Annotated in this window: 21 protein-coding genes; 5 read left to right on the forward strand and 16 right to left on the reverse strand. The window is 58.7% G+C overall.

Annotated elements, in window-relative coordinates; all coding sequences use genetic code 11:
- Positions 1 to 25 precede the first annotated feature (25 nt).
- Positions 26 to 1,285, reverse strand: a complete 1,260-nt coding sequence (locus tag ACR3EQ_RS02065; RefSeq protein ID WP_170619687.1) for a cytochrome c peroxidase — start codon at positions 1,283 to 1,285, stop codon at positions 26 to 28.
- A 27-nt stretch (positions 1,286 to 1,312) separates the two neighbouring features.
- On the opposite strand from ACR3EQ_RS02065, the gene ACR3EQ_RS02070 reads away from it, so the two are divergent.
- Positions 1,313 to 1,783, forward strand: coding sequence for a tetratricopeptide repeat protein (locus tag ACR3EQ_RS02070; RefSeq protein ID WP_170614652.1), 471 nt, complete (start codon positions 1,313 to 1,315; stop codon positions 1,781 to 1,783).
- Between the two features lie 31 nt (positions 1,784 to 1,814).
- On the opposite strand, the gene ACR3EQ_RS02075 is transcribed toward ACR3EQ_RS02070, so the two are convergent.
- The 6 genes from ACR3EQ_RS02075 to ACR3EQ_RS02100 are packed head-to-tail and all read right to left on the reverse strand — an operon-like array spanning position 1,815 to position 7,391.
- Entirely contained in the window at positions 1,815 to 2,876 is a 1,062-nt protein-coding gene (locus ACR3EQ_RS02075; RefSeq protein ID WP_170614653.1) for a TRAP transporter substrate-binding protein, read from the reverse strand.
- Between the two features lie 24 nt (positions 2,877 to 2,900).
- Positions 2,901 to 4,190, reverse strand: a complete 1,290-nt coding sequence (locus tag ACR3EQ_RS02080; protein ID WP_170614654.1) for a TRAP transporter large permease — start codon at positions 4,188 to 4,190, stop codon at positions 2,901 to 2,903.
- The gene (locus ACR3EQ_RS02085; RefSeq protein ID WP_170614655.1) at positions 4,191 to 4,778 is read right to left on the reverse strand and encodes a TRAP transporter small permease; all 588 of its coding nucleotides are present in this window, start codon (positions 4,776 to 4,778) and stop codon (positions 4,191 to 4,193) included.
- Between the two features lie 53 nt (positions 4,779 to 4,831).
- A complete protein-coding gene (locus ACR3EQ_RS02090; RefSeq protein WP_170614656.1) occupies positions 4,832 to 5,347 on the reverse strand; it encodes a flavin reductase family protein in 516 nt (171 codons plus the stop codon).
- Complete coding sequence (locus ACR3EQ_RS02095; protein ID WP_170614657.1) at positions 5,347 to 6,237, reverse strand: aldo/keto reductase; 891 nt, start codon at positions 6,235 to 6,237, stop codon at positions 5,347 to 5,349. The genes ACR3EQ_RS02090 and ACR3EQ_RS02095 overlap by 1 nt, the downstream gene beginning before the upstream one ends.
- Positions 6,237 to 7,391, reverse strand: coding sequence for an LLM class flavin-dependent oxidoreductase (locus ACR3EQ_RS02100; protein WP_480489644.1), 1,155 nt, complete (start codon positions 7,389 to 7,391; stop codon positions 6,237 to 6,239). Before ACR3EQ_RS02100 ends, ACR3EQ_RS02095 begins: the two co-directional genes overlap by 1 nt.
- A gap of 91 nt (positions 7,392 to 7,482) precedes the next feature.
- Between ACR3EQ_RS02100 and ACR3EQ_RS02105 the strand changes: the two genes are divergently transcribed.
- Both ACR3EQ_RS02105 and ACR3EQ_RS02110 read left to right on the forward strand, forming a co-directional pair.
- A complete protein-coding gene (locus tag ACR3EQ_RS02105) occupies positions 7,483 to 8,208 on the forward strand; it encodes a GntR family transcriptional regulator (protein ID WP_170614659.1) in 726 nt (241 codons plus the stop codon).
- Between the two features lie 12 nt (positions 8,209 to 8,220).
- On the forward strand, positions 8,221 to 9,318 hold the full coding sequence (locus ACR3EQ_RS02110) for a Gfo/Idh/MocA family protein (RefSeq protein WP_480489645.1): 1,098 nt from the start codon (positions 8,221 to 8,223) through the stop codon (positions 9,316 to 9,318).
- Positions 9,319 to 9,628: 310 nt separating this feature from the next.
- On the opposite strand, the gene ACR3EQ_RS02115 is transcribed toward ACR3EQ_RS02110, so the two are convergent.
- Together ACR3EQ_RS02115 and ACR3EQ_RS02120 are read right to left on the reverse strand one after the other, a co-directional pair.
- Entirely contained in the window at positions 9,629 to 11,494 is a 1,866-nt protein-coding gene (locus tag ACR3EQ_RS02115; RefSeq protein ID WP_480489646.1) for a CHASE2 domain-containing protein, read from the reverse strand.
- Between the two features lie 38 nt (positions 11,495 to 11,532).
- A complete protein-coding gene (locus tag ACR3EQ_RS02120; RefSeq protein ID WP_170614662.1) occupies positions 11,533 to 12,186 on the reverse strand; it encodes a DUF928 domain-containing protein in 654 nt (217 codons plus the stop codon).
- 180 nt (positions 12,187 to 12,366) lie between these two features.
- Here ACR3EQ_RS02120 and ACR3EQ_RS02125 point away from each other — a divergent pair, with 180 nt between their 5' ends.
- Positions 12,367 to 14,175, forward strand: coding sequence for a caspase family protein (locus ACR3EQ_RS02125; RefSeq protein WP_480441206.1), 1,809 nt, complete (start codon positions 12,367 to 12,369; stop codon positions 14,173 to 14,175).
- Positions 14,176 to 14,383: 208 nt separating this feature from the next.
- On the opposite strand, the gene ACR3EQ_RS02130 is transcribed toward ACR3EQ_RS02125, so the two are convergent.
- The 6 genes from ACR3EQ_RS02130 to ACR3EQ_RS02155 all read right to left on the reverse strand — a co-directional run bounded on the left by ACR3EQ_RS02130 (position 14,384) and on the right by ACR3EQ_RS02155 (position 21,065).
- Positions 14,384 to 15,361, reverse strand: coding sequence for an HpcH/HpaI aldolase/citrate lyase family protein (locus ACR3EQ_RS02130; protein ID WP_170614663.1), 978 nt, complete (start codon positions 15,359 to 15,361; stop codon positions 14,384 to 14,386).
- An 18-nt stretch (positions 15,362 to 15,379) separates the two neighbouring features.
- Positions 15,380 to 16,675, reverse strand: a complete 1,296-nt coding sequence (gene glyA / locus ACR3EQ_RS02135; RefSeq protein ID WP_480489647.1) for a serine hydroxymethyltransferase — start codon at positions 16,673 to 16,675, stop codon at positions 15,380 to 15,382.
- 62 nt (positions 16,676 to 16,737) lie between these two features.
- Positions 16,738 to 17,709 (reverse strand): 2-hydroxyacid dehydrogenase, encoded by a 972-nt coding sequence (locus ACR3EQ_RS02140; RefSeq protein ID WP_480489648.1) that lies wholly within the window; start codon positions 17,707 to 17,709, stop codon positions 16,738 to 16,740.
- Complete coding sequence (gene sucD / locus ACR3EQ_RS02145; RefSeq protein WP_170616669.1) at positions 17,709 to 18,599, reverse strand: succinate--CoA ligase subunit alpha; 891 nt, start codon at positions 18,597 to 18,599, stop codon at positions 17,709 to 17,711. The genes ACR3EQ_RS02140 and sucD overlap by 1 nt, the downstream gene beginning before the upstream one ends.
- Positions 18,599 to 19,795 carry a malate--CoA ligase subunit beta gene (locus ACR3EQ_RS02150; RefSeq protein ID WP_170616667.1) on the reverse strand — a complete coding sequence of 399 codons (1,197 nt, stop codon included), beginning with the start codon at positions 19,793 to 19,795 and terminating at the stop codon, positions 18,599 to 18,601. Before ACR3EQ_RS02150 ends, sucD begins: the two co-directional genes overlap by 1 nt.
- A 28-nt stretch (positions 19,796 to 19,823) precedes the next feature.
- Complete coding sequence (locus ACR3EQ_RS02155) at positions 19,824 to 21,065, reverse strand: pyridoxal-phosphate-dependent aminotransferase family protein (RefSeq protein ID WP_170619745.1); 1,242 nt, start codon at positions 21,063 to 21,065, stop codon at positions 19,824 to 19,826.
- Positions 21,066 to 21,286: 221 nt separating this feature from the next.
- On the opposite strand from ACR3EQ_RS02155, the gene ACR3EQ_RS02160 reads away from it, so the two are divergent.
- Positions 21,287 to 21,916, forward strand: coding sequence for a response regulator transcription factor (locus ACR3EQ_RS02160; protein ID WP_321253760.1), 630 nt, complete (start codon positions 21,287 to 21,289; stop codon positions 21,914 to 21,916).
- 154 nt (positions 21,917 to 22,070) lie between these two features.
- Here the strand turns inward: ACR3EQ_RS02160 and ACR3EQ_RS02165 are convergent, their stop codons facing one another.
- Positions 22,071 to 24,539, reverse strand: a complete 2,469-nt coding sequence (locus ACR3EQ_RS02165; RefSeq protein ID WP_480489649.1) for a GcvT family protein — start codon at positions 24,537 to 24,539, stop codon at positions 22,071 to 22,073.
- Positions 24,540 to 24,577 lie beyond the last annotated feature (38 nt).

Raw genomic sequence — 24,577 nt, forward strand, 5'->3', positions numbered from 1 at the left:
CTTTCTTTGTTTTGAAAAAGATGCGCTAGGGAACGAACCCTGCTGGTACGCCAAAGGGCGGGGCGTCTACGCTGACACCCGTCAAGGAATGCAGAAAGGCCACGAGGTTGTCGATTTCCGCGTCGGTCAATGTGACTTGGGCAATATCGACCTTGTTGCGCTGACGTTCCATTTCAAACCGGTCGTCCCAAACGACAAAGTCCGCATCCTGAAGCCAGGGAACCGGGGGCAGAGCCGCCATGTCGCGTGTCCAGTTTGCCAGACTGGTTTGTGGGTCCAGATGATGGCGGATCATGCTTTTAAGGTCCGGGAATGCGCCGTTATGGCCGTAGGGTGCGGTCAGGGCAACGTTGCGCAGCATCGGGGTGCGGAAACGGTAGGCGTCCTCCAGCCGGTCACTTTCTCCCATTCGGCCCACGTCGCGCACAAAAGGATCCCACTGTCGGGTACGACCGGGTCCGAAGGGTGGCAGGCCCAACGCGTGAAACTTCTGATCTGACATTAAAGGCCCGGAATGGCAGGTGGCGCATTTTGCCTTTCCATAAAACAGGTTCATGCCGTTTTTCTGCTTAAGTGAAAGGGCATCGGCATCGCCCGCCAGAAATTGGTCGAACGGGCTGTCCGTGCTGCGCCATTCGATGGCCATAAAGGCTGCCAGCGCATTGGCGATGTGGATGATCGTGATTTCTTCGGTGGTTTCGATTTCTTCGAAGGCCGCGACCATGGCAGGGCCATACCGAGGCTCGGTACGAACACGCTTGGCTAGGATCGGCCAGCCTTTGTCGATCCGGTCATGTACCGCTCCGGTGACCTGATTTTCAGCTACGTTCCCGGCCATTTCGAATTGTGATGTCAGCGGAAAAAGCGCCTGCGCGGCCAGAAGGGAGTTCAACCCCTCCGGCAGCCATTCCTGCGCAGGGGAGTTGAAGCCGTTGCCGTAGATTTCGGAAACACTGAGCCGTCCATCGTGAAAAACCGTGTGAATGTCTTTCGCGCCAAGGTTCCACAGACCCGGAGAATTGCGCGGGATACGTTTGCGGATTCTGTCGGCTCCGGTTCCGGGGGTACGCTTCGGTCCCAGCCCTTGTCCGCCCTCACCAATACCCAACGATAACCCGTCAGAGGTGCCGAAATCCGGGTGGTGACAATGGGCGCAGGCGATGTTCCGGTTGCCCGACAGGATCGGATCGTAAAACAGTTGATGACCAATGGCGGCCTGTTTCATATCAAAAGAAATGAAGTCATCGTCGGTCAATGGGCGCGGCAAGTCCTGCGCTGCCGCCATCCCGCCCCAAAGGAGAGCAGCCACCCCATGCGCCAGTTTGTATTTGCCCTTTTCTGTCTTGCGACGCCTGCGCTGGCCGAGTTGGAACAGGCCCGCGACATGATGGAGGCGGGAGAGTTCGAAGCTGCGCGCGAGGAATTGTTGCCAGCAGCCCGATCGGGCAATGCCGAAGCCGAAGAGTTGATCGGTGTGATGTACGGGTTGGGTCTTGGAGTCGCGCAGGATTACGAACGGGCGTTCGAATGGTACCTGCGCGCCTCGATGAAAGGGCATCCCGGGGCGCAGTCTGGTGTGGGCTGGTACTATGAGCTGGGTCTTGGCATGCCCGCGCCCGATCTGGTGCGGGCCTACATGTGGTACACGCTCAGCGCTATTGGCGGTGATCCCGACGCGGCGATCAGCCTTGAGGAAGTTATCAAGAAAATGACGCCGGAGCAGATCGAAAAGGCGCATGTCCTGGTCAACGACTACAAAGGGTGGATGTACCCGTTTCGGTAGGGGCCGGGCCACAAGGCCCAGCCCCCAAAGCTTAGTTCAGGTCCGCGTCACGCGCGGCGTTCACATCGGCCTCGGCCGCAGCAACGGCTTCGGTCAGTGCAGTGAAAACCTCATCCCCGCGCGCCACGTTGGACTGGAACCACTCGTAGACCGGGGTAGCGGCGTCCTTGAACGCAGCCTTCTGCTCGGGGCTTGGGACATAGAGGTCACCGCCACCGGCAACAAAGTCTTCGTACGCCTGAATCGATTTGCGCTTAGGCGAGGCAAAGGTGGCCTGCTGTAGGGCGTAGAATCCATCGACAACCACGCGGCGCAGGTCTTCGGGCATCTCCTGGAATTTGGCGTTGTTCATCCACCACATGGCCCCCATGTAGGCATGGCCATCCAATGTCAGGAATTGCAGACCGGCATCGGGAAATTTCATCCCCATGATATCGGTGATGCCGTTCTTCGATCCCTCAACCACACCGGTCTGGAAGCTGGTAAACAACTCGGGCCACGGGATCGGCGTGGGTGACGCGCCAAGTGCCTTGACCAGTTCCTGCGGCAGGTCGGCAACCACGGTGCGGATTTTCAAACCCTCCATATCGGCAGGCTCGGCAATCCGGCGCTGTGTGTTGGCGAAGTTGCGCCAGCCACCGGTGTTGCCGATGGTCATCAGCCGGATTGCGCCGCCTGAATCCTCCAACGCCATGTCGCGCATTTTGCGGGTGAAATCGCCAGTCAGCACGTGCTCGGCAATACGGTCATCCGCCATCAAATAGGGCAGGTCCAGAACCTGCACGTAGGGAAAGATACCCGCAGCACCGCTGGAGGTTGAGATGAATATGTCGATTGTGCCGTCGGCCACGCCCTGCAGGCATTCCGCCCCGTTCGAACACAGCTGCGTGCCGATGAACAACTCGACCTCGATAGCGCCGTTCGACGCCGCCTCGACATAGTTCTTGAAAACGATCAGGCCATCGTAGTCTTCGTCGTTTTCATTCGAGTTCGCAGTTGCCCGCAGTGTATAGTCTGCGGCCACAGCGGCCATGGCGGACGCGGCCACAAGCGATGTGGCCACCGCAGCGGTTTTGATGAATTGTCTGAGCATGCGTTTCCTCCCTGTGGTACTCAGTCAGTTTGCAAATCCCGTTATCCTCGGGATCGTCATGGATAGTGCGGGGATATAGGTGATCAGGAAGATCACTATGATTTCGACGGCCAGGAACGGCAGGATCGCCTTGGCGATGGTTTCAACCCGTTCCCGCGACACGGCGGCGGCCACGAACAGAACCAGCCCCATGGGTGGCGTGGCGAGACCAACAGTCAGGTTGACGCTCATGATAATGGCGAAATGGATCGGATCGACGCCTAGGCTGGTGAAGATGGGGCCAAGGATCGGGCCAAGGATGATGATCGCGGGACCTGCATCCAGAAACATGCCGACGATGAACAGAAGCAGGTTGATCAGAAACAGCAGGATCAACGGATTTTCGGACAGGCTGAGGATCAGCGAGGCCAGCTGTTCGGGCGCGTGGCTGAGGCTGACCACCGTCTTGAATGCCATAGCGGCGCCGACCAGCAGCAACACAACGGCCGAGGTCATGCCCGCATTACTGAGAACCTCAGGCACTTCCTTCAGTGTCAGCGTGCGCAGGACGAAAAAACCGATGATGAACGCATAGCCGACCGCGACAGCAGCGGCTTCGGTCGGCGTGAAGATGCCGCCCAGAATGCCGCCGAGAATGATCACGGGTGTCATCAGCGGAAAGAACGCCTTGAGGCTGGCCTGGCGGCGTTCATCCCAGGTGTATTTCCGGCTGGCGACCGGGAAATCATAGCGATCAGCCATGAACTTGATCATCACCATCAGACCGACGCCGACCATGATCCCGGGTACAATTCCGGCCAGAAACAGGGCGGCGACGCTTTCACCCATGACATAGGCATAGATGATCATGATGCCCGAGGGCGGGATGATCGGCCCGATAACCGAACTGGCCGCCGTAATCGCCGCGGCGAATTTGCGGGTATAGCCCTGTTTCTCCATCGCTGGGATCAGCATTGACCCTAAGGCGGATGTGTCGGCCACGGCAGAGCCCGAGAGGCCGGCGAACAGGATCGAGCTCAGCACGTTCACATGTGCCAGTCCACCGCGAAGGTGCCCCATCAGGGCCTGCGAGAACTCGACAAGGCGAATGGTGATGCCGCCCCGGTTCATCAGTTCTCCGGCGAGCATGAAGAAGGGGATGGCCATCAGCGGAAAGCTGTCCATGCCATTATAGACATTGCGATAGAGCAGCGTAATGTCATTCGTTTGGCCGTTGAGCCACAGCAGGATACCCGGCGCGGCCAGCAGCGCGAAAAAGACCGGCAGGCCAATCAACAGGAAAACCAGGAAAGTGGGCAGGAACCAGATCAGCATCTATTCGGCCCCCACGGCTGCTTCGGGAATTTCCGGCAGAAGATGTGCGCCGCCCAGCATGGTGATCAGGGATCGCAGGATCAGCTCGATATTCACCGAGATCAGCAGGATGATCCCTACCAGCAGCGAGGCCATCATCCAACTGCGGGGAATACGGTACCATTCATCGAAACCGAACGATGTTGGCAGGTACAAAGCAGCAGTGGCAAATCTGCCGCCAAAGCCCGTGACTTCAGACCAACCGATATTGACGGCGACCAGCAGGACGATCAGCGAGATCAGCAACAAGAACAGATTGAGGGACTGGCCCAGCAGGCGTGGCAAGAACCGTTGCAACATGTCAATCGCCACGAAGCCGCCACGCCGAAAAGCCGTCGGAGCCATCAGGCCGGTCATCCAGAGCATGCAGAACCGGGCGGCTTCATCCGGCCAGGGCAGAGCGTTGCCCAGGACATATCGGAAGAACACCTGAATCAGGATTGCGATCACCATCAATGCAATCGCAACAACGCCAACCGCGCGGCCCAGACGCAGCACGGTTTCGTTCACGAATGCAATCGGTGCAAGCACCGATGCCAGTCCGCCCATGCGGATCCTCCCAAGTTCAGCTGCGGGTTCGTCCCGCAGTCGTCAGAACGCGCTTATTTCTTCGCGAATTGGCCGAGTTTTCCGGCATAGAAGGTCAGTGCGTCTCCATCGCTCATGCTGGCCTTCAGGACTTTGCCCACCACGATCACGTGATCGCCTGCATCGTGATAGGCGTGCTGCTCGCATTCAAAACGTGCCAGACAATCCGGCAACAGCGGCGTTCCGTTTGTGCACCGCTCATGCCGGATGTCACGCAGTGCATGGGCGTCCTTGGAACAGCCAAAGCAAAGCGCGTCCTGTTCAGACGATAACACGTGAACGGTGAAATGCCGCGCCTTGTGGAAATAGGGGAACCGGCGCGAGTTGCGGTCTGCAGCCCACATGATCAGAGGCGGATCCAGTGACAAGGACGAGAAGCTGTTCGCCGTGATGCATATCGGTCCGTCTTCGCTGTCACAGGTGACGATGGTAACACCGGTGGCAAAGCGGCCAAAGGCGTCGCGCAGGGTACGGGTGTCGTCCTTGTGCGGAACGAAGGTGCGTGTCAGGTCCTTTGAAATTGCGTTCATCATGGTACCTCATGCCCCAGTGCCGCCTCGTACAGGCGGAACCAGCTTTCACGTTCCAGATTGACCTTCAGTGCGTCCGAGATGCGCTTGATCCGTTCTAGGTTGTTGGTGCCCAGCACCGGCAGAATGCCCGCCGGATGCGCCAGCAGGAAAGCCACCGCCACAGCGGCCCGGTCCACCCCGAACTCTTGCGCGATTTCGTCTGCCACTACTCCGACCGGAGGGTTCCCGGCCATCAACATTCCGCCGCCCAACGGCGACCACGCCATGACCGGTTGCCCATGCTGCTGATGGAACGCCAGATCGCCATTGGTGAAGGGACTGATCTCGCCTAAAGAAATCTCGATCTGGTTGGTGGCCAGTTTGGTCTTCATCGCAGATTGCAACAGTGTCCAGTCCCAAGGTCGAAAGTTGGACACGCCGACCGCGCGCACTTTGCCGCTGGTGACAACTTCATCCAGTGCTGCGCCCGTTTCATGATGGTCCATCAGCGGGTCGGGGCGGTGGATCAGCAGCAAGTCGATATGGTCGATGGCCATTTCCGAAAGCGAGGTGTCTACCGACTGCAGGATATGCGCGCGCGAGGTGTCATAGTATTTGACCTTCGCATCCGAATACCGCCCGACAGGTGCGATGATGTCGCATTTGGTAACGATTTCCATCCGCTGGCGCAGGCCGGGATTGGCACGCAGCGCAGCACCCAGCACAGCTTCGGCTGCGTAGCCGCCATAGATGTCAGCCTGATCGAAGGTGGTGATGCCCTGATCCAGGCAGGACTGGATCTTGGCTTCGACATGGTCCGCCGAAGTATCACTGTCATCGCCCAGCCGCCACATTCCGTAGACAAGGCGGCTCAATTCCAGCGTGTCCGATAGTTTTACACGTTGCATCAGCGGCGAACTCCGTTGCCCAGCGGTGTGGCCGGGGTCGTCTTGGGCACGCGCCCGTATTCTTCGGGAAGCGAGCAGGTTTTCAGGTTGGGCAAAACGCGGGCGCCAAAGTGCCTGGCTTCATCCATGTGCGGATAACCCGAGAAGATGAACGCGCGGATGCCCATTTTCTGATACTTCTCGATCTTGGACATAACCTGATCGGTCGACCCGACCAGCGCGGCTCCGCAACCGGACCTTGCGCGGCCAACGCCAGTCCACAGACCGGGCTCGACATAGCCGTATTCATCCGCCAGATCGCGGTTCTTGGCCTGATGCGCCACACCCAGCGAGGTTGCATCCAGCGCGCGTTCACGAATGGCGCGCCCATATTCATCGTCGAGTTTCGAGACGATGTAGTCCGCGTATTCCTGCGCTTCGGCCTCGGTATCGCGGACGATCATGTGCACGCGCAGGCCGTAATCCAGTGTTCGGTTGTAGTTCTCGGCAACCGCATGGACGGCTTTCATCCGTTCGGCCAGTTGATCCTTGGTTTCCGGCCACATCAGATAGACGTCACAGTGCTCGCCGCAAAGTTCCAGGGCCGACGGAGAATAGCCGCCGAAGTACAGCAACGGACCACCGGTCTGATAGGGCCTGGCCGGATCGGTCGTCAGGCCTAAGAAGTTATAGACTTCGCCCGCATGATTGATCTCATCCTGGGTCCAGGCCTGTTTTAGAATTTCCACCACCTCGCGAGAGCGCTGATAACGATAGGCGCTTTCAGCCTTTTCGCCGGGAAAATCGGACGAGATGATATTGACCGTCAGCCGCCCCTTCAGCATGTGATCCAGCGTTGCGATGGTACGAGCCAGCATGACTGGCTGCATTTCGCCACAGCGAACCGCGGCCAGCAAATTGATCCTATCGGTGATTGGTGCACAGCCCGCCACAAAGCTCAGCGTGTCCTGCCCGACCTGATAGGACGAGGGGCACAGAATGTTTCGAAACCCTTGCGCTTCAGCTTCTTTCACGATGCCGGAGCAATGTTCCCAGCTGGACCGCAGATTGCCATCCGGCACGCCCAGAAACTGATAATCGTCCGAGCACAGCGCCGCGAACCACGATACTTCTGCCGCGTCCAGATCGGGCGAAGTGATGGGGACGATGGTCATCTGAGTCATTCTCCGCGCGGTTTCCACTTTCCTCTTGCGTAGCAACCGCATTGATGTAGATCAATAGTGTATCAATTTTTCCTGCGACCGAATGAAGCGCCCAGACGTGTCCCCAACCAGCCGAAACCCAAACGCATTGCCGATCTATGTTCAGATCGCGGAACTTCTGATCCGCGACATCGCGGCGGGTCGTCTTATCGACGGGGAACGCCTGCCGCCAGAACGGGATATGGCGGCCGAACTTCAGGTCTCGGTCGGGACGCTGCGAAAATCGCTATCAGAGCTTGAGAAAAAGGGGATGCTGGAACGCATTCAGGGTTCGGGAAACTATGTTCGCGAGACGGGAACCCAGAACAGCGTTTACGCGATGTTCCGGCTGGAACTGCCCGAAGGCGGCGGCCTGCCACGGGCGGACATCCTGTCGGTCGACTATCTGCGCAAGCCGTCTGATCTGCCAAATTTCGGTACCGCCGAAACCGGGTCCCGCGTGCGCCGGATGCGTTATCTGAATGACACAATTATCGCGGTCGAGGAAATCTGGCTGGACGAATCAGCCGGTCGGATTGATCGCAACCTGCTGTCGGATTCTCTCTACCGGTATTACCAGCACCATTTGGGGTTTTGGATCACCCGGGCCGAGGACCGTGTTTCGATCGGTGCGCTGCCCGACTGGACGCCACCTGACTTCACCAAGCCCGCCGGTCAGATCGTAGGGTATATCGAGCGGTTCAGCTGGTCTGAAGGGGCGGCGCCCGTTGAGTTCTCAAAAACATGGTTCGATCCCGATCGGGCCACCTATGTCCAACGTTTGAAGTAAAAGGAAACGCGCATGACCCGGGTCATCAATTACGGGCTGATCGGATGCGGCATGATGGGGCAGGAACACCTGCACAATATCGGCTTGTTGGAAGGCGCGCGCGTTGCGGCGATTTTCGAACCTGACCCGGCAATGGCAAATGCCGCGAAAACCATCGCGCCGGATGCGGTGCTGTTGGGGTCCGTGCAGGAGTTGCTGGCGGTCAACGAACTGGACTGCCTGGTTATCGCCAGCCCGAACCACCTGCATGTCGAGCAGATCTGCGAGATCGCTCAGACGCGCCCGCTGCCGCTGTTGGTAGAAAAACCCCTGTTCACCGACCCGCAGGATGCGGCGCGGATGGAGCGTTTGCAGCGCGATTATCCGCATCCGATCTGGGTCGCGATGGAATATCGCTATATGCCGCCCATAGCTGCGATGATCGAGAAGACCGGGGAAACGGGTGGGGTCCGTATGCTGACGATCCGCGAACATCGTTTTCCGTTTCTGGAGAAGGTCGGCAACTGGAACCGGTTCAATCGCAACACCGGTGGAACCTTTGTCGAGAAATGTTGCCATTTCTTCGATCTGATGCGCCTGATCCTGCACTCTGACCCAGTGCGCATCTCGGCCAGTGGTGGACAGGCCGTGAATCATCTGAACGAGAGCTATGACGGTGAGGTGCCTGATATTCTTGATCACGGCTATGTGCTTGTCGACTTTGCCAATGGCGCACGAGCCATGCTGGAATTGTGCATGTTTGCGGAAGGCTCTCGCTATCAGGAAGAAATCTCGGCCGTGGGCCCGGAGGCCAAAATCGAAGCGCTGGTGCCGGGACCGGGCCGGTTCTGGCCAAAGCATCTGGGCGAGCCGCCGGTGCCGCAGGTTATTCTAAGCCCGCGGGATCCGAAGGGACCTGTCGCGCAGGAAATCCCCGTCGATCCCCGTCTTCTGGCAGTGGGGGATCACAACGGGTCGACATTCTACCAGCACAAGGGGTTCCTGGATCTGTTGCACGGCAAAAAGGCGGGCCCGGATGTGAGTTTGCATGATGGTATCTGGGCCGTGAAGATGGGGCTTGCTGCCCAGAAGGCGCTGGAAACGGGCGAGACTGTTCGCTTGTTGGAGTGAGGTGTTGCGACACAGAGTGTCGAAAATTCAATGCTTTGCTTGACCATCTTAACGAAGTTTGGGTTTGCTGAAAACCGTAATACCGATTTTGGTTCTTCACACTAAACGTATCGTCGCTATGCCCCCTCCAAGGGCAATCCGCTGGCGTTTGACATAGCGGAAAGTCCTGTGTGCAAAAGACAGCCTGGCCCCCTGCGTTCAGTAATGCCCTTGTTTCCGTGGAGGGGTGCGCAGGCACCAATGCAATTGCGGAGGTTGAGTGCCCACGACGCTCTGCCAGCACGGCACATTTTTCAGAAGGCCGTACTCGCTATTCCATTTCGACGGCGACGACCTGAATATCGGTAACCCCATCGTCGTGAAGGAATGAGGACAGCACGGGCCATTCACGATTGGGGTCAATGGTGCGCGCAGTGGCCATGGTCATGCACACAGGGCGGAACCCGCCGCTGTCGCGATCAAGGGATTTTGTCCAGCTTTCCAGTCTTGCGGCCACGTTGATTGTGTCACCGATCACATTGTAGTGCAGCGAGCCGCTCACGCCCAGCGTTCCGCCCAATGTCTCGCCGCTGTTCAGTGCAATTCGCAGATTGTATTTCGGCTGATCGTTCAATTCTGCATTCAGTGCGATCGCGGCCCGGCGCATGGCGCGCGCACATTGCAGGGCTGACTGGGCGTCGACCTGCCGTTGGCTTTCTGTCTCGCTTGGTATCGGAGCGCCGAAAACGACGAGGATTCCATCTCCGGTGAACTTTTCGACAAACCCGCCATGTTCGCGTGCGATTTCACCCAACCTGTCCAATATGCGCGATACCCACACCATGAAATCTTCCGCATCCATCGAATTGCCGACCCGCGTTGAACCTTCGATATCGGCCAGCAGTGCGGTGACGAACAGACGGCGGGATCTTGGCTTGCCACCGGACAGCAGTCTTTTTCGCTGCTGCCATATTTCGGCGGAAAGCTCCTCGGACAGGTGTGATGAAAACACCTGAACGATGGCGCGTCTTTGGTTGCGTGAAATTCCGGCGATAACGGCGAACCCGATGAGAAACCCAATAGACCAGCCCAACAACGTGGTCGCTGCAGGCGCCAGCAGGGCTGCCGCTTGAAGGGCGGACAGACCGACAAACAAGACCGCCCCGCCCACCGTCGCCAAACCGATGGCCCGCGAAGTCATTCGAACGAATACAGCCACACATGCGCCGGCAAATGTTGAAAGCAGGATGATGATAGAGGAGGCAAGGTCGCTCAGAGAGCTCAACGGAGAACGCGAACCATTCGAATAGTCGATCAACTGTTGCGCAATGGCTGCGTGAACTTCCGCGCCGAAAGTGAAACTGGCCCCGGTTGCCCGATTGAGGGGAGTCGAGAAATAGTCCTTAACCGAGTGGCTGGTAACACCGATGATGACCGTCTTTCCGTCGAATTGCGCCAGCTCTTTCCCAGCCAGTACATCTGCTGCGGGGACACGGTGTGCAATCGGAAGATCATTCAGATAATCGATCATGATCTGATAACCAGCAGCATCGGCATTGCGAAACAAGTTCTGCCCTTCGGCCAATGGCTCTGCGGTCGTTGTCCCAAAGGCCAGAAAACGTGGGTTATCCGGGGCGCTTTGCAATGTGGGCCTTGATGAAAAAACCGCCGCCAGTTCCATTGACAGCGACGCTGCGATCCCATCCGGCGTGTTGACCAGCAGAAGGGCGCGCCGAACGACGCCATCGGGATCAATCGGAATGTCCGAAAACCCGGTTTTTGCCCCTGCGGGTGCGTCGATACCTGTCCCGCCTGCGTCGGCCAGTTTCGAGATCACGACAACTCTGGGATCGTTCAGTATGTTGATCAGCCTGTCCCGGCCATCGCCCGCAGGAACATCCCGGTATATATCGATCCCGACTGCGGTCGCGCCGGCAGCCAGCAAGGTTTCCGTCAGCTGTGCGATCTGCGCGTCGGGGACTGGCCAACCCCATTGCCCGAGATCGTCGTCGGAAATGGCGACAAGAAGGACATCTTTCGTTTGTTCAGAGGTTGCAAGCACCGACGTGGTCCAGTCGTATTGGGCACGTTGGAGAGGCTCAAGCAGACCCTTCAACCGCAATTCGACCAATAGACCTCCGACAACAAGGGTGATCAAGCCGACCAGTGCCCAGCTTTGCCAGACTGGCATCAGCATCGACGGTCTCAGCCATGCCTGTCTTTGACCTTCTGATTTCAACGGCCCACACCGGCTGTTTCTAGAAGCTGCCCGAACCCGGTTGCGTCAGTGGCCCTCACGCGACCGCTGAGGCCAATTTCAACCAGTTGCGCAAGCGCGTCGAACCAAAGACCTGCCGCCGCGGGGTTCTGAGCCTTCATCTGATCCGGAAACCGCTCGATCAAAGCTGTCGCTCGCTCCAGAACAGCGCCAGATTGCTGGTCGATCAGCGCCACATGCCATTCGTAGATGCGGCCGGTTTCCAGCGTGTAATCGGACCTGCCAAGATCCAGCCCGTAGTCGCCCGGCGGAAATGGGCCCTGTAATTGCAACTCCACGCCCAATGATCCAAGTGGATTGAGGCCGATGATCAGGTTTCCCCGGTGGCCGTGTGCCAAACGCCAGACCAATGGGGGGGATGAAAGAGTTGTCAGGCCGCCACCTTCCGGCACCAACAACGTCAGCATTTCTGTGTCATCGCCCGAAAGTGTGCCGCGTGTGCCGGCCCCCATTCGGTCTCCGGGCGCACCAATCTCAGGGGGGACAAACACAACGTCGTTGGACCCGTTGGTGACTTGTTCTTCGCTTGCCGCCAAAGCGCCAGTGTCAAAGAACACCGGCAGTGCCAGCGTGAACAACAGTGCGAATTTTGTAACCCTGATCGACGGCACCCGAAGCCTCGCGCAGTAAACCCTTAATAAAACAGAACATTCAAAAGCAACGGTAAGCATGATCTAAGTCAGAGTCCAGTTTGGGACGCGTCTGTGTCCCGTTGCCCTGGCGGATTCTGAGGTTGAGCAGAGTTGTGCTAAAGTCCTCAGCGCTGTTTGAATGAGTTCGGGTGAGTGCGCATGTCTTCTGGTCGCTGTTGGAGAACTGGCATCTGGCTTCTGTCCTTTGGCCTGCTTGTCCTGCTGATGCCATTGCGGCTTGAAGCCCTGGAAAACCGGGTCGCGCTTGTAATCGGTAATTCCGCGTATCAGCATGTATCGGACTTGAGTAACCCGGCCAATGACGCCGAAGATATCTCGGCATCTCTCAGGCGCATTGGGTTTGAAGTCACCGAAAGCCTGAACCTCGACTACAACGGTATGCGCATCGCACTGCGCGACTTTGCGGAAACCGCCGCGGCCGCTGACGTGGCCTTGGTTTATTTTGCCGGCCACGGGATCGAGATCGAAAACACGAACTACCTGATACCGGTAAACGCAACGCTGAAAAGCGATCGGGACGTCGAGTTCGAGGCCATTCGTCTGGATGCGATCGTGAACGCCATTGCAGATGCCCCCGGGCTGAAAATCGTGCTGGTCGACGCCTGTCGGAACAATCCGTTCCTGGCGCAGATGACACGCGTTTCGGCGACCCGGTCGGTCGGGCGCGGGCTGGCTGCGGTGGAACCGGGCGGTGTGGTGGTGGGATATGCCGCCCGCGGAGGCACACTGGCGCAGGATGGCGAAGGCCGGAACAGCCCTTACGCGCAGGCGCTTTTGGAGCAAATCGAACAGCCGGGGTTGGAGCTGGGTAAGCTGTTCCGCCGGGTGAGAGACCGGGTGTTTGAACTGACGGACGGTTTTCAAGAGCCTTTCATCTATGGATCGCTTCCGGGTCAGGACATTTTTCTGGTCCCTGGCCTGGAAACGGCGGCATTACAGGCACCCGCTACACCTGTTCCGTTGGCACCGACTGTAACTCGCAAAGACGAAATGGAAGCAGCGATGACGGTCAACACGATGCGGGGCTGGAGTCTGATTAGCCAGAAATACCGCGCGGCGTCGATCGCCGAACCGGAAGTGCTGAACCGTATGGCCGAAATAACACCAAATTGGGTCAAAAAAGATGGGCGTATCGGTGTGTTGGAAGACATGTTGCTGCCGGATCGAGAAATGAAAATGCGTTTGCAGCAAGAACTCAATAAAGCAGGTTTTGATGTTGGGACGCCTGATGGCGCTATTGGCCCAAGGACACGCGCTGGAATACGGTCTTTTCAGGCAGAGAATGGTTTTGTGCAGACCGGATACGTAGATCTTGCCGTGCTGGCCAGTCTGGGGATCGGTTTGCAAAAAGGGGCGGACGACAGTTTCATCAGCAACCCGTTCGCAGTTCGTCAGAACGTCGAAGAGCTGGAATTGCTCGGCGAATCTGAAGAAATCACGTCGATCCTGGGCTGTCTTGGGCTGAGAAAGAGCATCTACGGTACGTTTCGCGACAGCCTTTACATTGTGATGGTTTTCTCGGGCAACATTCGGAATGCTCGCGGCGAAGCCCAGAAATGCGGTGTCGATCTTGCCGCAATAACGTCAGCCGAAGAGAATGCGTTTATTGTTCGAATGATTGCCAATGACCCGTCCTTTTTTGACGTCGGATACGACAGCAGGACGAATTACAGTTACAAGGCGGGGCCGTATTTCGGTTTCAGGAAGGACCCCGGTGAAGGCAATGCAATAATCGGCTGGCGCTGGTATAGCGGTGAGCCGGTCAAATACACAAACTGGTTGCCGTCAAAACCCAACACGACGCACGGCAAAGGTAACAAGGCTTTCGCCCAGTTTCAGTATGAGCAGCGCGGCAGGCGGGATCTGAGCAATGTCGTGCCTTCCAAATGGTTCGATGGCTCGGGTGGGTACGTGCGTTCGGTCGTTTTGGAGGCAAGATTGAACTGACGACCGCCAGCGGGCGGAATCCCGAATCCTTGACCTGGTCAGGTTTTGAAGCTTCCGGAATTGTCAGGCGTCAGGCCGCACATTTCCGAAACGTTGAGCCGCGTCTGTTCGCCTGTCTGCGTGGAGATTGGGACCGGGCTTGCATCCGCCAATGCGATCTTATTGGCGGATGCGTGGAGGTCCGAAGTGAGACCTGAATTTAGTGGCGTCAGGCAGCGGCGATCTGACGGGCTTTCGCCACCATCACTTCGGCCTGCCGGATCGAGGCATAGTCGATCAGCCGGCCATCCAGCGAAACCGCGCCTTTTCCGGCAGCTTCGGCTTCGGCCATGGCTTCCAGAATGCGCTGGGCCTTTGTCACTTCGGCATCACCGGGCGACATCACCTCGTTCGCAAGTGCGATCTGGCTGGGGTGGATGGCCCATTTTCCTTCGCAACCCAGAACAGCGGCGCGCTTGGCGGCGGCCTTGTATCCCTCGGGGTCCTGGAAGTCCCCAAATGGCCCGTCGATGGGGCGCAGACCATTTGCACGGGCCGCCACGACCATGCGCGCCAATGCATAGTGCCACATGTCACCCCAATGCGTTGCCCGGTTGGCCCCGGCGTCAGGATCGGTCAGAACCGAATAGTCCGGGTTCACGCCACCAATGATCGTGGTCCGTGCGCGGGTCGAAGCCGCATAATCCGCGACCCCGAAATGCAGGCTTTCGTTGCGCTTCGAGGCTGCTGCAATCTCGCTGACATTCTGCATTCCCAGCGCGGTTTCGATGATATGTTCGAAACCGATCCGTTTCTTGTAGCCTTTCGCGTCTTCGATCTGCGTGACCATCATGTCGACGGCATAGACATCAGCGGCGGTGCCAACCTTGGGGATCATGATCAGGTCCAGCCGCTCTCCAGCCTGTTCGACCACATCCACCACATCGCGGTACATATAGTGAGTATCCAGACCATTGATCCGCACCGACATGGTCTTGTTGCCCCAGTCGATATCGTTCAGCGCCTCGACGATGTTTCTGCGCGCTTGTTCCTTTTCGTCCGGTGCGACTGCGTCTTCCAGATCAAGAAAGATGACGTCCACATCGGACTTGGCCGCCTTTTCGAACATGCCGGGCTGGCTGCCGGGGACGGCCAGTTCGCTGCGGTTCAGGCGGGCGGGGGCCTGTTCAATGGAATGGAAGCTCATGGGTTTGGGTCCTTCGTCTTACAGGTTCGGGTAGATCGGGAATCGTGCGCAGAGGTCTGCGACTTCGGCTTTGACCTTGGCCTCGACCGCGCTGTTGCCGTCTTCGCCATTGGCGGCCAGACCGTCGACGACCTCGATGATCCAGTCCGCGATCTGGCGGAATTCGACCTCGCCAAAGCCGCGGGTGGTGCCGGCGGGGCTGCCCAGACGGATGCCCGACGTGATGGTCGGCTTTTCCGGGTCAAACGGTACGCCGTTCTTGTTGCAGGTGATATGCGCGCGGCCCAGAGCCTTTTCGGTGGCGTTGCCCTTGACGCCCTTGGGGCGCAGGTCGACCAGCACCACATGGGTGTCGGTGCCATGGGTCACCGTGTCCAGACCGCCCTTGATCAGCTGATCCGACAGGGCCTGCGAATTGACGACAACCTGCTTGATGTAGTCCTTGAAGGCCGGTTGCAGCGCCTCGCCGAAGGCCACGGCCTTGGCCGCGATCACGTGCATCAGCGGGCCGCCCTGAATGCCGGGGAAGATGGCCGAGTTCACTTTCTTTGCGATATCTTCATCATTGGTCAGGATCATGCCGCCACGCGGGCCGCGCAGGGTCTTGTGCGTCGTGGTCGTGGCCACATGCGCATGCGGGAAGGGGCTGGGGTGTTCACCTGCGGCGACCAGACCGGCGAAATGCGCCATGTCGACATGCAGATAGGCGCCGACCATGTCGGCGATCTCGCGCATGCGGGCAAAGTCGATCTGGCGCGGGATGGCCGAGCCGCCGGCGATGATCAGCTTGGGCTGGTGCTCTTTCGCCAGCGCCTCGACCTGATCGTAGTCCAGCATGTTGTCTTCCTTGCGGACGCCGTACTGCACCGCGTGGAACCACTTGCCCGACTGGTTCGGGCGCGCGCCATGGGTCAGGTGACCACCGGCATCCAGGCTCATCCCCAGAATGGTGTCACCGGGTTTGATCAGCGCCTGGAACACGCCCTGGTTGGCCTGAGAGCCCGAGTTCGGCTGCACGTTGGCGAAACCGCAGCCAAACAGCTGCTTGGCGCGGTCGATGGCCAGGTTCTCGGCAATGTCCACGAACTGGCAGCCGCCATAATAGCGCCGCCCGGGATAGCCTTCGGCGTATTTGTTGGTCATCACCGAGCCCTGCGCCTCCATCACTGCGGCGCTGACGATGTTTTCGGACGCAATCAGCTCGATTTCATCGCGCTGGCGCCCCAACTCGGACCGGATCGAGCCGAAAAGCTCAGGATCACGATCCGAAAGAGACTGGGTGAAAAAACCATTTGTGCGGTGGGGGGCGTTCACGTGGAAACCTCCTGAAAAGGCCTCCCGACGGGATCACCGGCGGGAGGAAGTGAGGGAAAAGGTCAGATTACACGGTCCCGGGGCGGGCGGCCGGCAAAGAAGTCACTGAGATTGTCGAGAACCCTGAACCCCATGGCTTCACGCGCTTCGCGGGTGGCGCTGCCAAGGTGCGGCAGCATCACCAGATTGTCGCATTGCAGAAGGTCCGGGCTGATACGTGGTTCGCCGTCGAACACATCCAGCGCAGCACCGCCGATCATGTCGAACATCAGGGCCTGAATAAGCGCCCATTCGTCAATCACCTCGCCGCGCGCGGTGTTGATCAGGAAGGCGTCCTGTTTCATCAGGCTCAGCCTGCGCGAGTTGATCAGGTGGCGGTTCGCCGCGCCGCCAGGGCAGTGCAGTGAGACGAAATCGCAGTGCGGCAGCAGTTCGTCCACCGTGTCCACCTGAACGGCGTTGCATTGGCCCAGAACGTCCGGCGATACCTGGCTGCGGTTCTGCACGATGATCTTCATGCCGAATCCGTGATGGGCGCGGCGGGCCATTTCCTGACCGATGCGGCCAAAACCGATAATGCCCAGTGTCTTGCCACTGACCTTGGTGCCAACCAGATGGGTAGGGCGCCAGCCGGACCAACCTCCGGCGCGCAGTTCCCGTTCGCCTTCACCTGCACGACGGGCCACCATCAGCAGCAAGGTCATGGCCAGATCGGCGGTGCATTCGGACAGCACGTCGGGCGTGTTGGTGACAGTCATACCCAGATCGCGGGCTGCAGGTTCGCAGATGTGACTGTAGCCGACACCATAATTGGCCAAGATCCTGGTCTGCGCGGCAGGCACATCCAGCGCCTCGGCGCTGAGTGTGTCGGTCACGGTCGGCAACACCGCGTCATACCGTTTCAGCGCATCGCGTATTTCGGCCGGAGACATGGGTTTGTCTCCGGTGTTCAGCACGGTGTCATAGCTTTCGGCCAGTTGCGCCTCGACCGCAGCTGGCCAGCGGCGTGTTACAAGGACTGAAGGTTTAACCATCACGCGGCCTTTCCCATGACGCGGGCGATCGTTTCGCCGATGACTGCGGGGTTTTCCGCCACGGTCACACCTGCGGCAGAAAGGATTTCAACCTTTTCCGAGGCACTTTCGCCAAAGGCCGAAATGATCGCACCTGCATGGCCCATGGTCCGGCCCTTGGGGGCTGTCAGACCCGCGACATAAGCCACCACGGGCTTGGTGATGTGGTCACGGATATACTCCGCCGCTTCGGCCTCTTGCGGGCCGCCGATCTCTCCGATCATGGCAATGACCTCGGTGTCTTCGTCCTGTTCGAACCGTTCAAGGATGTCACGGAAGGACGAACCGTTGATCGGGTCGCCACCGATGCCGACGCTGGTAGACACACCGATTCCGCGTTCTTTGAGCTGCGCTGCAGCCTCGTAGCCCAGCGTGCCCGAGCGCCCGATGATTCCCACGTTGCCCGGCAGGTAGATATGGCCGGGCATGATACCCAGCAGCGCCTTGCCCGGGCTGATTGTTCCGGCGCAGTTCGGCCCGGTCAGCACCATGCGCTTGTCGCGCGGGTAGCGGTACATGTAGCGTTTGACCCGGATCATGTCCTGGGCCGGGATGCCGTCGGTGATGCAGACGCAATAGCGGATGCCGGCATCCGCCGCTTCCATGATCGAATCCGCTGCAAACGGTGGCGGAACGAAGACAAGGCTGGCATCGGCACCCGTGGCCTCGACGGCCTGTTTGACGGTGTCAAAAACCGGCACGCCTTCGACGGTTTCGCCACCTTTGCCGGGGACAACGCCGCCGACAACATTGGTGCCGTATTCCAACATGTCCTTGGTGTGAAAACGCGCCATGCGTCCGGTGATACCCTGAACGATAACGCGGCTGTCGCGGTCGAGAAGAATGCTCATTACACAGCCCTCATCTTGGTGTTTTGGGACAGGTCGTTGCGCCATGCGCCAACGGCGCGTTCGGCGGCTTCCATCAGGGTGGTTGCACGGATGATCGGCAAACCGGATTTGGCCAGAATCTTCTGACCCTCTTCGACATTCGTACCGGCCAGACGCACGATGACAGGAATGTCGATGTCCAGTTCGCGCAATGCCTGCACGACACCTTCTGCAACCCAGTCACAGCGGTTGATTCCAGCAAAGATGTTGACCAGAACCGCCTGAACATTGCTGTCCGACAAAACCAGGCGGAAGGCCTTGGCGACCCGCTCGGGTGAAGCACCGCCGCCGATATCGAGGAAGTTCGCAGGCTCCCCATCGGCCAGCTTAATGGTGTCCATCGTGGCCATGGCCAGACCGGCACCGTTCACGATGCAGCCGATATTGCCTTCGAGGCCGACATAGGACAGGCCACGATCAGCCGCGCGGCTTTCACGGGGGTCTTCCTGGCTTTTGTCGCGCAGTTCAGCAATCTGCGGGTGACGGAACAGGGCGTTGTCGTCAAAGCTCATCTTGGCGTCCAGCGCCAGAACGCGATCATCGCCGGTTATGACTAGAGGGTTGATCTCGACCATGGTCGCGTCCAATTCGCTGAATGCGGCATAGCAGCCCTGAAGGGTGCGGACCATTTGCTGTACCAGACGAGGCTCCAGACCCAGTTCGAAGGCGATCTCGCGCGCCTGGAATTCCTGCAACCCTACAGCCGGTTCCACGATTGAGCGTACGATGCTGTCCGGGCGTTCGGCCGAGATTTCCTCGATCTCCATTCCGCCTTCGGACGACGCGACAATCATCACCCGCTGGCTGGAGCGATCAAGCACGAAACCCAGGTAAATCTCGCGGTCGATGGGCACGGCGGCCTCTACATATACGCGGTAGACGCCTTTGCCTTCCGGGCCGGTCTGATGCGTAACCAGCTTGCGCCCGAACAGGTTGTCACAGGCCTCGTAGATCTCGCTTTCAGTGTTGCACAGCTTGACGCCGCCAGCCTTGCCGCGCCCGCCTGCATGCACCTGCGCCTTGACGATCCACTTGTCGCCGCCAAGCTCGCGAGCGCGGTAGGCGGCTTGCTCGGGGCTGTAGGCCAGTGCACCTGGCGGGACATCGACCCCAAACTTCGAAAGGACCTCTTTGGCCTGATATTCATGAATATCCATCTGCATTCCTCCCGTTCATGCAGTGCGATTACGCGGCAATCGATGTGCCGTAGCGGCTTTCCAGCAGCGCCTCGATTTCTTCGAAATCGACGGTGCCTCCCAACTCATGCAGAGCTTCGGAGAACAGGCGCACGATGCGGCTGACGGCCTGATGGTTGAGCTGGTTCAGAATGCCGATCCGAACCTGCACCGGGGCGCTGAGCGTGGGCCAGATGCCAAACCCGCGCGCCCGACAATTCTGAACAAGTTCCATTTCACGACCTGCCAGTTCTGTCGGCAGATTGAGCACGACAAGGCTGGGCATGTCCGAGGTCACTTCGCAGCCAAGCGCGGTCACAGCGTCGCGCAATACGCATTCGTGTGTGCGATATGATGCGGATCGCTTGGCCAGCCCCTCCTGAAGGGTCAGGCGCAGCGACTCGTGAAACGCGGCAACGGCGTAGCCCGAATGTGTGCGGTGATAGGTTCCCTTTTCGACATCCTGCCCGTCGACGATGCCCCAGTGGCGGGCTTCGAAAATCGGGTTGTGGACATAGGTATATGCACCCGTCGCCTTCAGCGAATTGATATACGAGTCGGTGAAGCTGACCGGCGCGTAGGTCAGTGGCAGGCAGCACAGGCCTTTCTGCGGGCAGGATGCCCAGCCTGCGATACCGGGAAAATCATCAATCCGGAAATCCTCGACGCCCAAGGAAGAAACCGCGTCGATCAGGCCCATGGCCCCATGCCGTTCGCAGGCATTCGAGAAACCGCGCAGATCGTTGATGCGCCCCGATCCGGTTTCCCAATGCGCCATGAAGGCCCATTTCGGTTTATGGCGAGCCAGGGCCTTTTCGACCATTTCACCCGTAACCGGTTGCCCATGAGGCACTTCGATCACGACGACGCTTGCCGCCTGCGGGTCCAGCGGGCTGGAGGCGTGTTCCTGCGGTGTCGCGGCCTTGATCCGCAGGGTCAGCGAGTCGATGCCCGAAAACGTACCGTTCGAAAAGGCGACCACCTTGTCGCCCGGCATCACGGCCGAGAACATGGTGTCCAGCGCGCTCCAACCGGTGCCGGCGACGGCGAAGGTATAGGCGTTGTCGGTACCCCAGATTTCGCGCAGCATGTATTTGCATTCGACCATTCCGCGCAAAACATCGCCTTGCATGTGGTCTGCAACACCCGCGCTGGAAAACGCCTGCAGAACGCGGGCGTCTGTATTGCCGGGGCCGGGTCCGGCCGCCAGGGTCTCGGGGATTTCCAGCGGGGGATAAACCTGGAACGTCATTTGTGATCCTCCTCAGCTACGGGATGATTGGCAGAGCCCGTGTGTCGCGTTGGCGATCAGCAAAACTGAAACTTGCCCGAACGCGCAACGTAACTTAATACTGCTTTTGGGCATCTAATTGGGTGGGCAAAAACCTACCCATTAGTGTAATAATACAAAGGTGTACTGAGATCGAACCTACCGGAATGGGTAGGTTTTGAGAATTTTGGGCGGAAAATCAAATGACTGAAAAACCCCGATACCCGATTGACGTCATGCTGGCCGACAACAATCCGCTCGTCCTGTCTGCGATGTCGGAGATTTTTGAACGTGATCCGCGATTCTCTTTGGTGGCCACGTCCGCCACAGCCGAGGGGTTTCTGGGCGCGGTGATGCGGGTGCCTGTGCAGGTCTGCGTCGTGGCGTGGAACCTGCCGATTTTGGGTGCTGCCAAACTGATCGAGGTGCTGCGTGAACAGCAAAACGCACCCCGTTTCATTGTGTATGGCGACGAGGCCGGCGACGTTCCCAGGTTGGCCATGCAGGCCGGGGCCGCAGGGTTTGCCCCACGGTCAGGTGAAGTGGAGGGTTTGCTTGAAACCTGCGCCGACGTTGCTGCCGGCAAGATGGTGTTTCCCTTCATCGATGTCAGGAAGATGCATCAGGATCCGATTCATGGCCTGTCACGCAAAGAACGCGCGATCCTGGAGGCTTTGGCCAAAGGACTGTCAAATCGTGACCTGTCGAAAGAGCTGCAAATATCGACGAATACGGTCAAATTTCATCTGTCCAATATTTATGAAAAACTGTCCGTCAAAAACCGCGCTCAGGCGATCGCATATTACTATTCTTCGAAGTCAGCGCCTGAATGAGTGAGGCTCGTTTTGCGGCTGATCGTATGGCGTTCGCCGGATAATCCGGCGACGAAACACAGCCATTGCTGCGATGGAGTTCAGGGACCACCTGAACTCCGCTGGTTCCGTCAGAATTGCGAAGGGCGCCCAGGCGGGCGCCCCGTACAAAATTTCAGCATCGCATATTGGCGCCGTTGGGATCGTAAAGCGGGCCGCCAAGCACTTCGGCATCGTAGAACTCGCCGAGGATTTCCACCTGAAGGACCGTTCCGGGCGCTGCGTGCTCCGACGCGACATAGCCCATCGCCATGGATTTACCCATCCGGTGCGCATATCCGCCTGAGCTGACGTAACCTACCGCCGCGCCATCCTTCAGGATTGCTTCGTCGCTGGAGACATCGATCCCTTCGACGTCGATTGTTATGGTCACAAGCTTTTGTTTCACACCCTCGGCACGGAAACCTTCGGTCGCCTGCTTGCCGACGAAATCTTTCTTCCAGTTGATGAAGACATCCATTCCGCTTTCCACTGCATTGAAATCCGGCCGGAATTCCGTGGTCCAGACACCCCAGCCTTTTTCAAGCCGCATCGACATGAGCGCACGTGCGCCATACCAGCGATAGCCCAGATCAGCCCCGGCACCCTCGATCGTTTCGGCAAGCCGCAACAGGTATTGGGGGCGGCAGTAGATTTCAAAACCAAGCTCGCCCGAAAAACTGATACGGTTCAAAATGACCGGAACCCCGCCCACGAAGGTTTGTCGCAGATCGCGGAATTTCACGGCGTCGGCGCTGACATCGGTGCGGGTGATACGCGACAACAGCTCTCGTGACTTGGGACCGGACAGCGCTATCCCGTGCCAGTCGTCTGAAACATTGGCATAAGCGACATCGTCCGGCAGATCCGTTTCGAACCAGCGGCGGTGCGCTTCCTGCATCGCGCCCGACCCAAACAGCATAAAGTGATCCTCGGCCAGGCAGGCAACGGTCAGGTCACCGTACAGCTTGCCTTTTGGGGTCAGCATCGGTGTCAGGGTCAGGCGGCCGGGTTTAGGAACATAGCCCGCCACAATACGGTCCAGATAAGCGCGCGCGCCTTTGCCTTTGAACTCGTGCTTGGCGAAGTTGGCAATCTCGATGCCGCCGACGGCATTCTGCACGGCGTCCACCTCGCGTTTGACATAATCGAACGAGCGGTTGCGCTCGAAAGTCGGATCCTCGTGGGCGTCCTCGGGACCGTCCGCAAACCACTGGGCGTTTTCAAGTCCAAAGCCCTGATCCATCAAGGCACCCTGCGCGACCAGACGATCGTAAAGCGCGGTGGTTTTCTGCATCCGGCCCTTGGGAAGGGTCTCGTTGGGGAAGGTCATGACAAAGCGGCGTTCGTAGTTTTCAGCCGATTTGACGGTTCCCCAATCCGGCGTCGCAAACTCGCCAAACCGCGCGACGTCCATGGCCCAGACATCGATCGAGGGTTCTCCGTCGATCATCCATTCCGCCATGGTCAGACCAACGCCGCCGCCCTGACAGAACCCCGCCATGACACCCACCGCGACCCAATAGTTCTTCATCCCCGGAACCGGGCCGATCATCGGGTTGCCGTCCGGGCCGAAAGTGAATGGCCCGTTAATCGTGTCCTTGAGGCCAGCCTCGCCGATTGCCGGTATCCGTTCGAACGACATTTCGAGTCGTTCGGCGATGCGGTCGAGATCGGGCTGCAGCAACTCGTGGCCGAAATCCCACGGGGTCCCGCCGACTTTCCAGGGGGTCGACTTTGGCTCATAGGTGCCCAGCAACATGCCCTGCCGTTCCTGCCGGAAATAGATGTTGGCCTCATAATCGATACCCGCGGGCAGGCGACCGGCTTCGCCCATGCTTTCCATGCGCTCGGCGATCATCGGGATCTTGTCGGTGATCAGGTAGTGATGCTCCATCGGCTGTACCGGAAGGTGAATGCCGGACATCTGGCCGACTTCGCGGGCCCAGAGGCCACCGCAATTGACCACCTGTTCCGCATTGATCGTGCCTTTCGGCGTCGTCAGATCCCAGCTTCCGTCCGGGCGCTGGCTCATCGCGGTCACACCGCAATGGGTAAAGTACTGCGCGCCGTGTAAACGGGCCGATTTGGCAAAGGCATAGGTCGCGCCCGAAGGGTCAAGATCACCGTCCTGATCGTCCCAAAGGGCTGCGTGGTAATGCTTGGGGTCGATCAGCGGATGGCGCTCGGCCAGTTCCCTTGGACTTATGAATTCCTGATTGAGCCCCATGTACCGCGCCTTTGAGCGTTCGCGTTTGAGGTAATCGTACCATTCCTTGGTCGACGCGGCGTAGAAGCCCCCAGTGATATGCAGGCCAACCGAGTGGCCCGATGTCTCTTCGATTTCCTTGTACAGATCAATCGTATAGCTTTGCAGGCGGCTTATGTTGGGGTCCGAACTGATTGTGTGTATCTGCCCGGCGGCATGCCAGCTTGAACCGGAAGTCAGTTCATCGCGTTCCAGCAGTACGACATCCTTCCACCCGAACTTGGCAAGGTGAAAAAGGATCGAACATCCGACGACGCCGCCGCCAATGACGACAACCTTGGCGTGGGAAGGAAGCGGTTTGCCTGTGGCTGTATCGTCTTTTTGAATTTCGGGCATTGAAGGTGTCCTTGGTTAAGCTTTCAGCGTTTCAAGAA

This window comes from Ruegeria sp. AN11, from assembly GCF_056536005.1.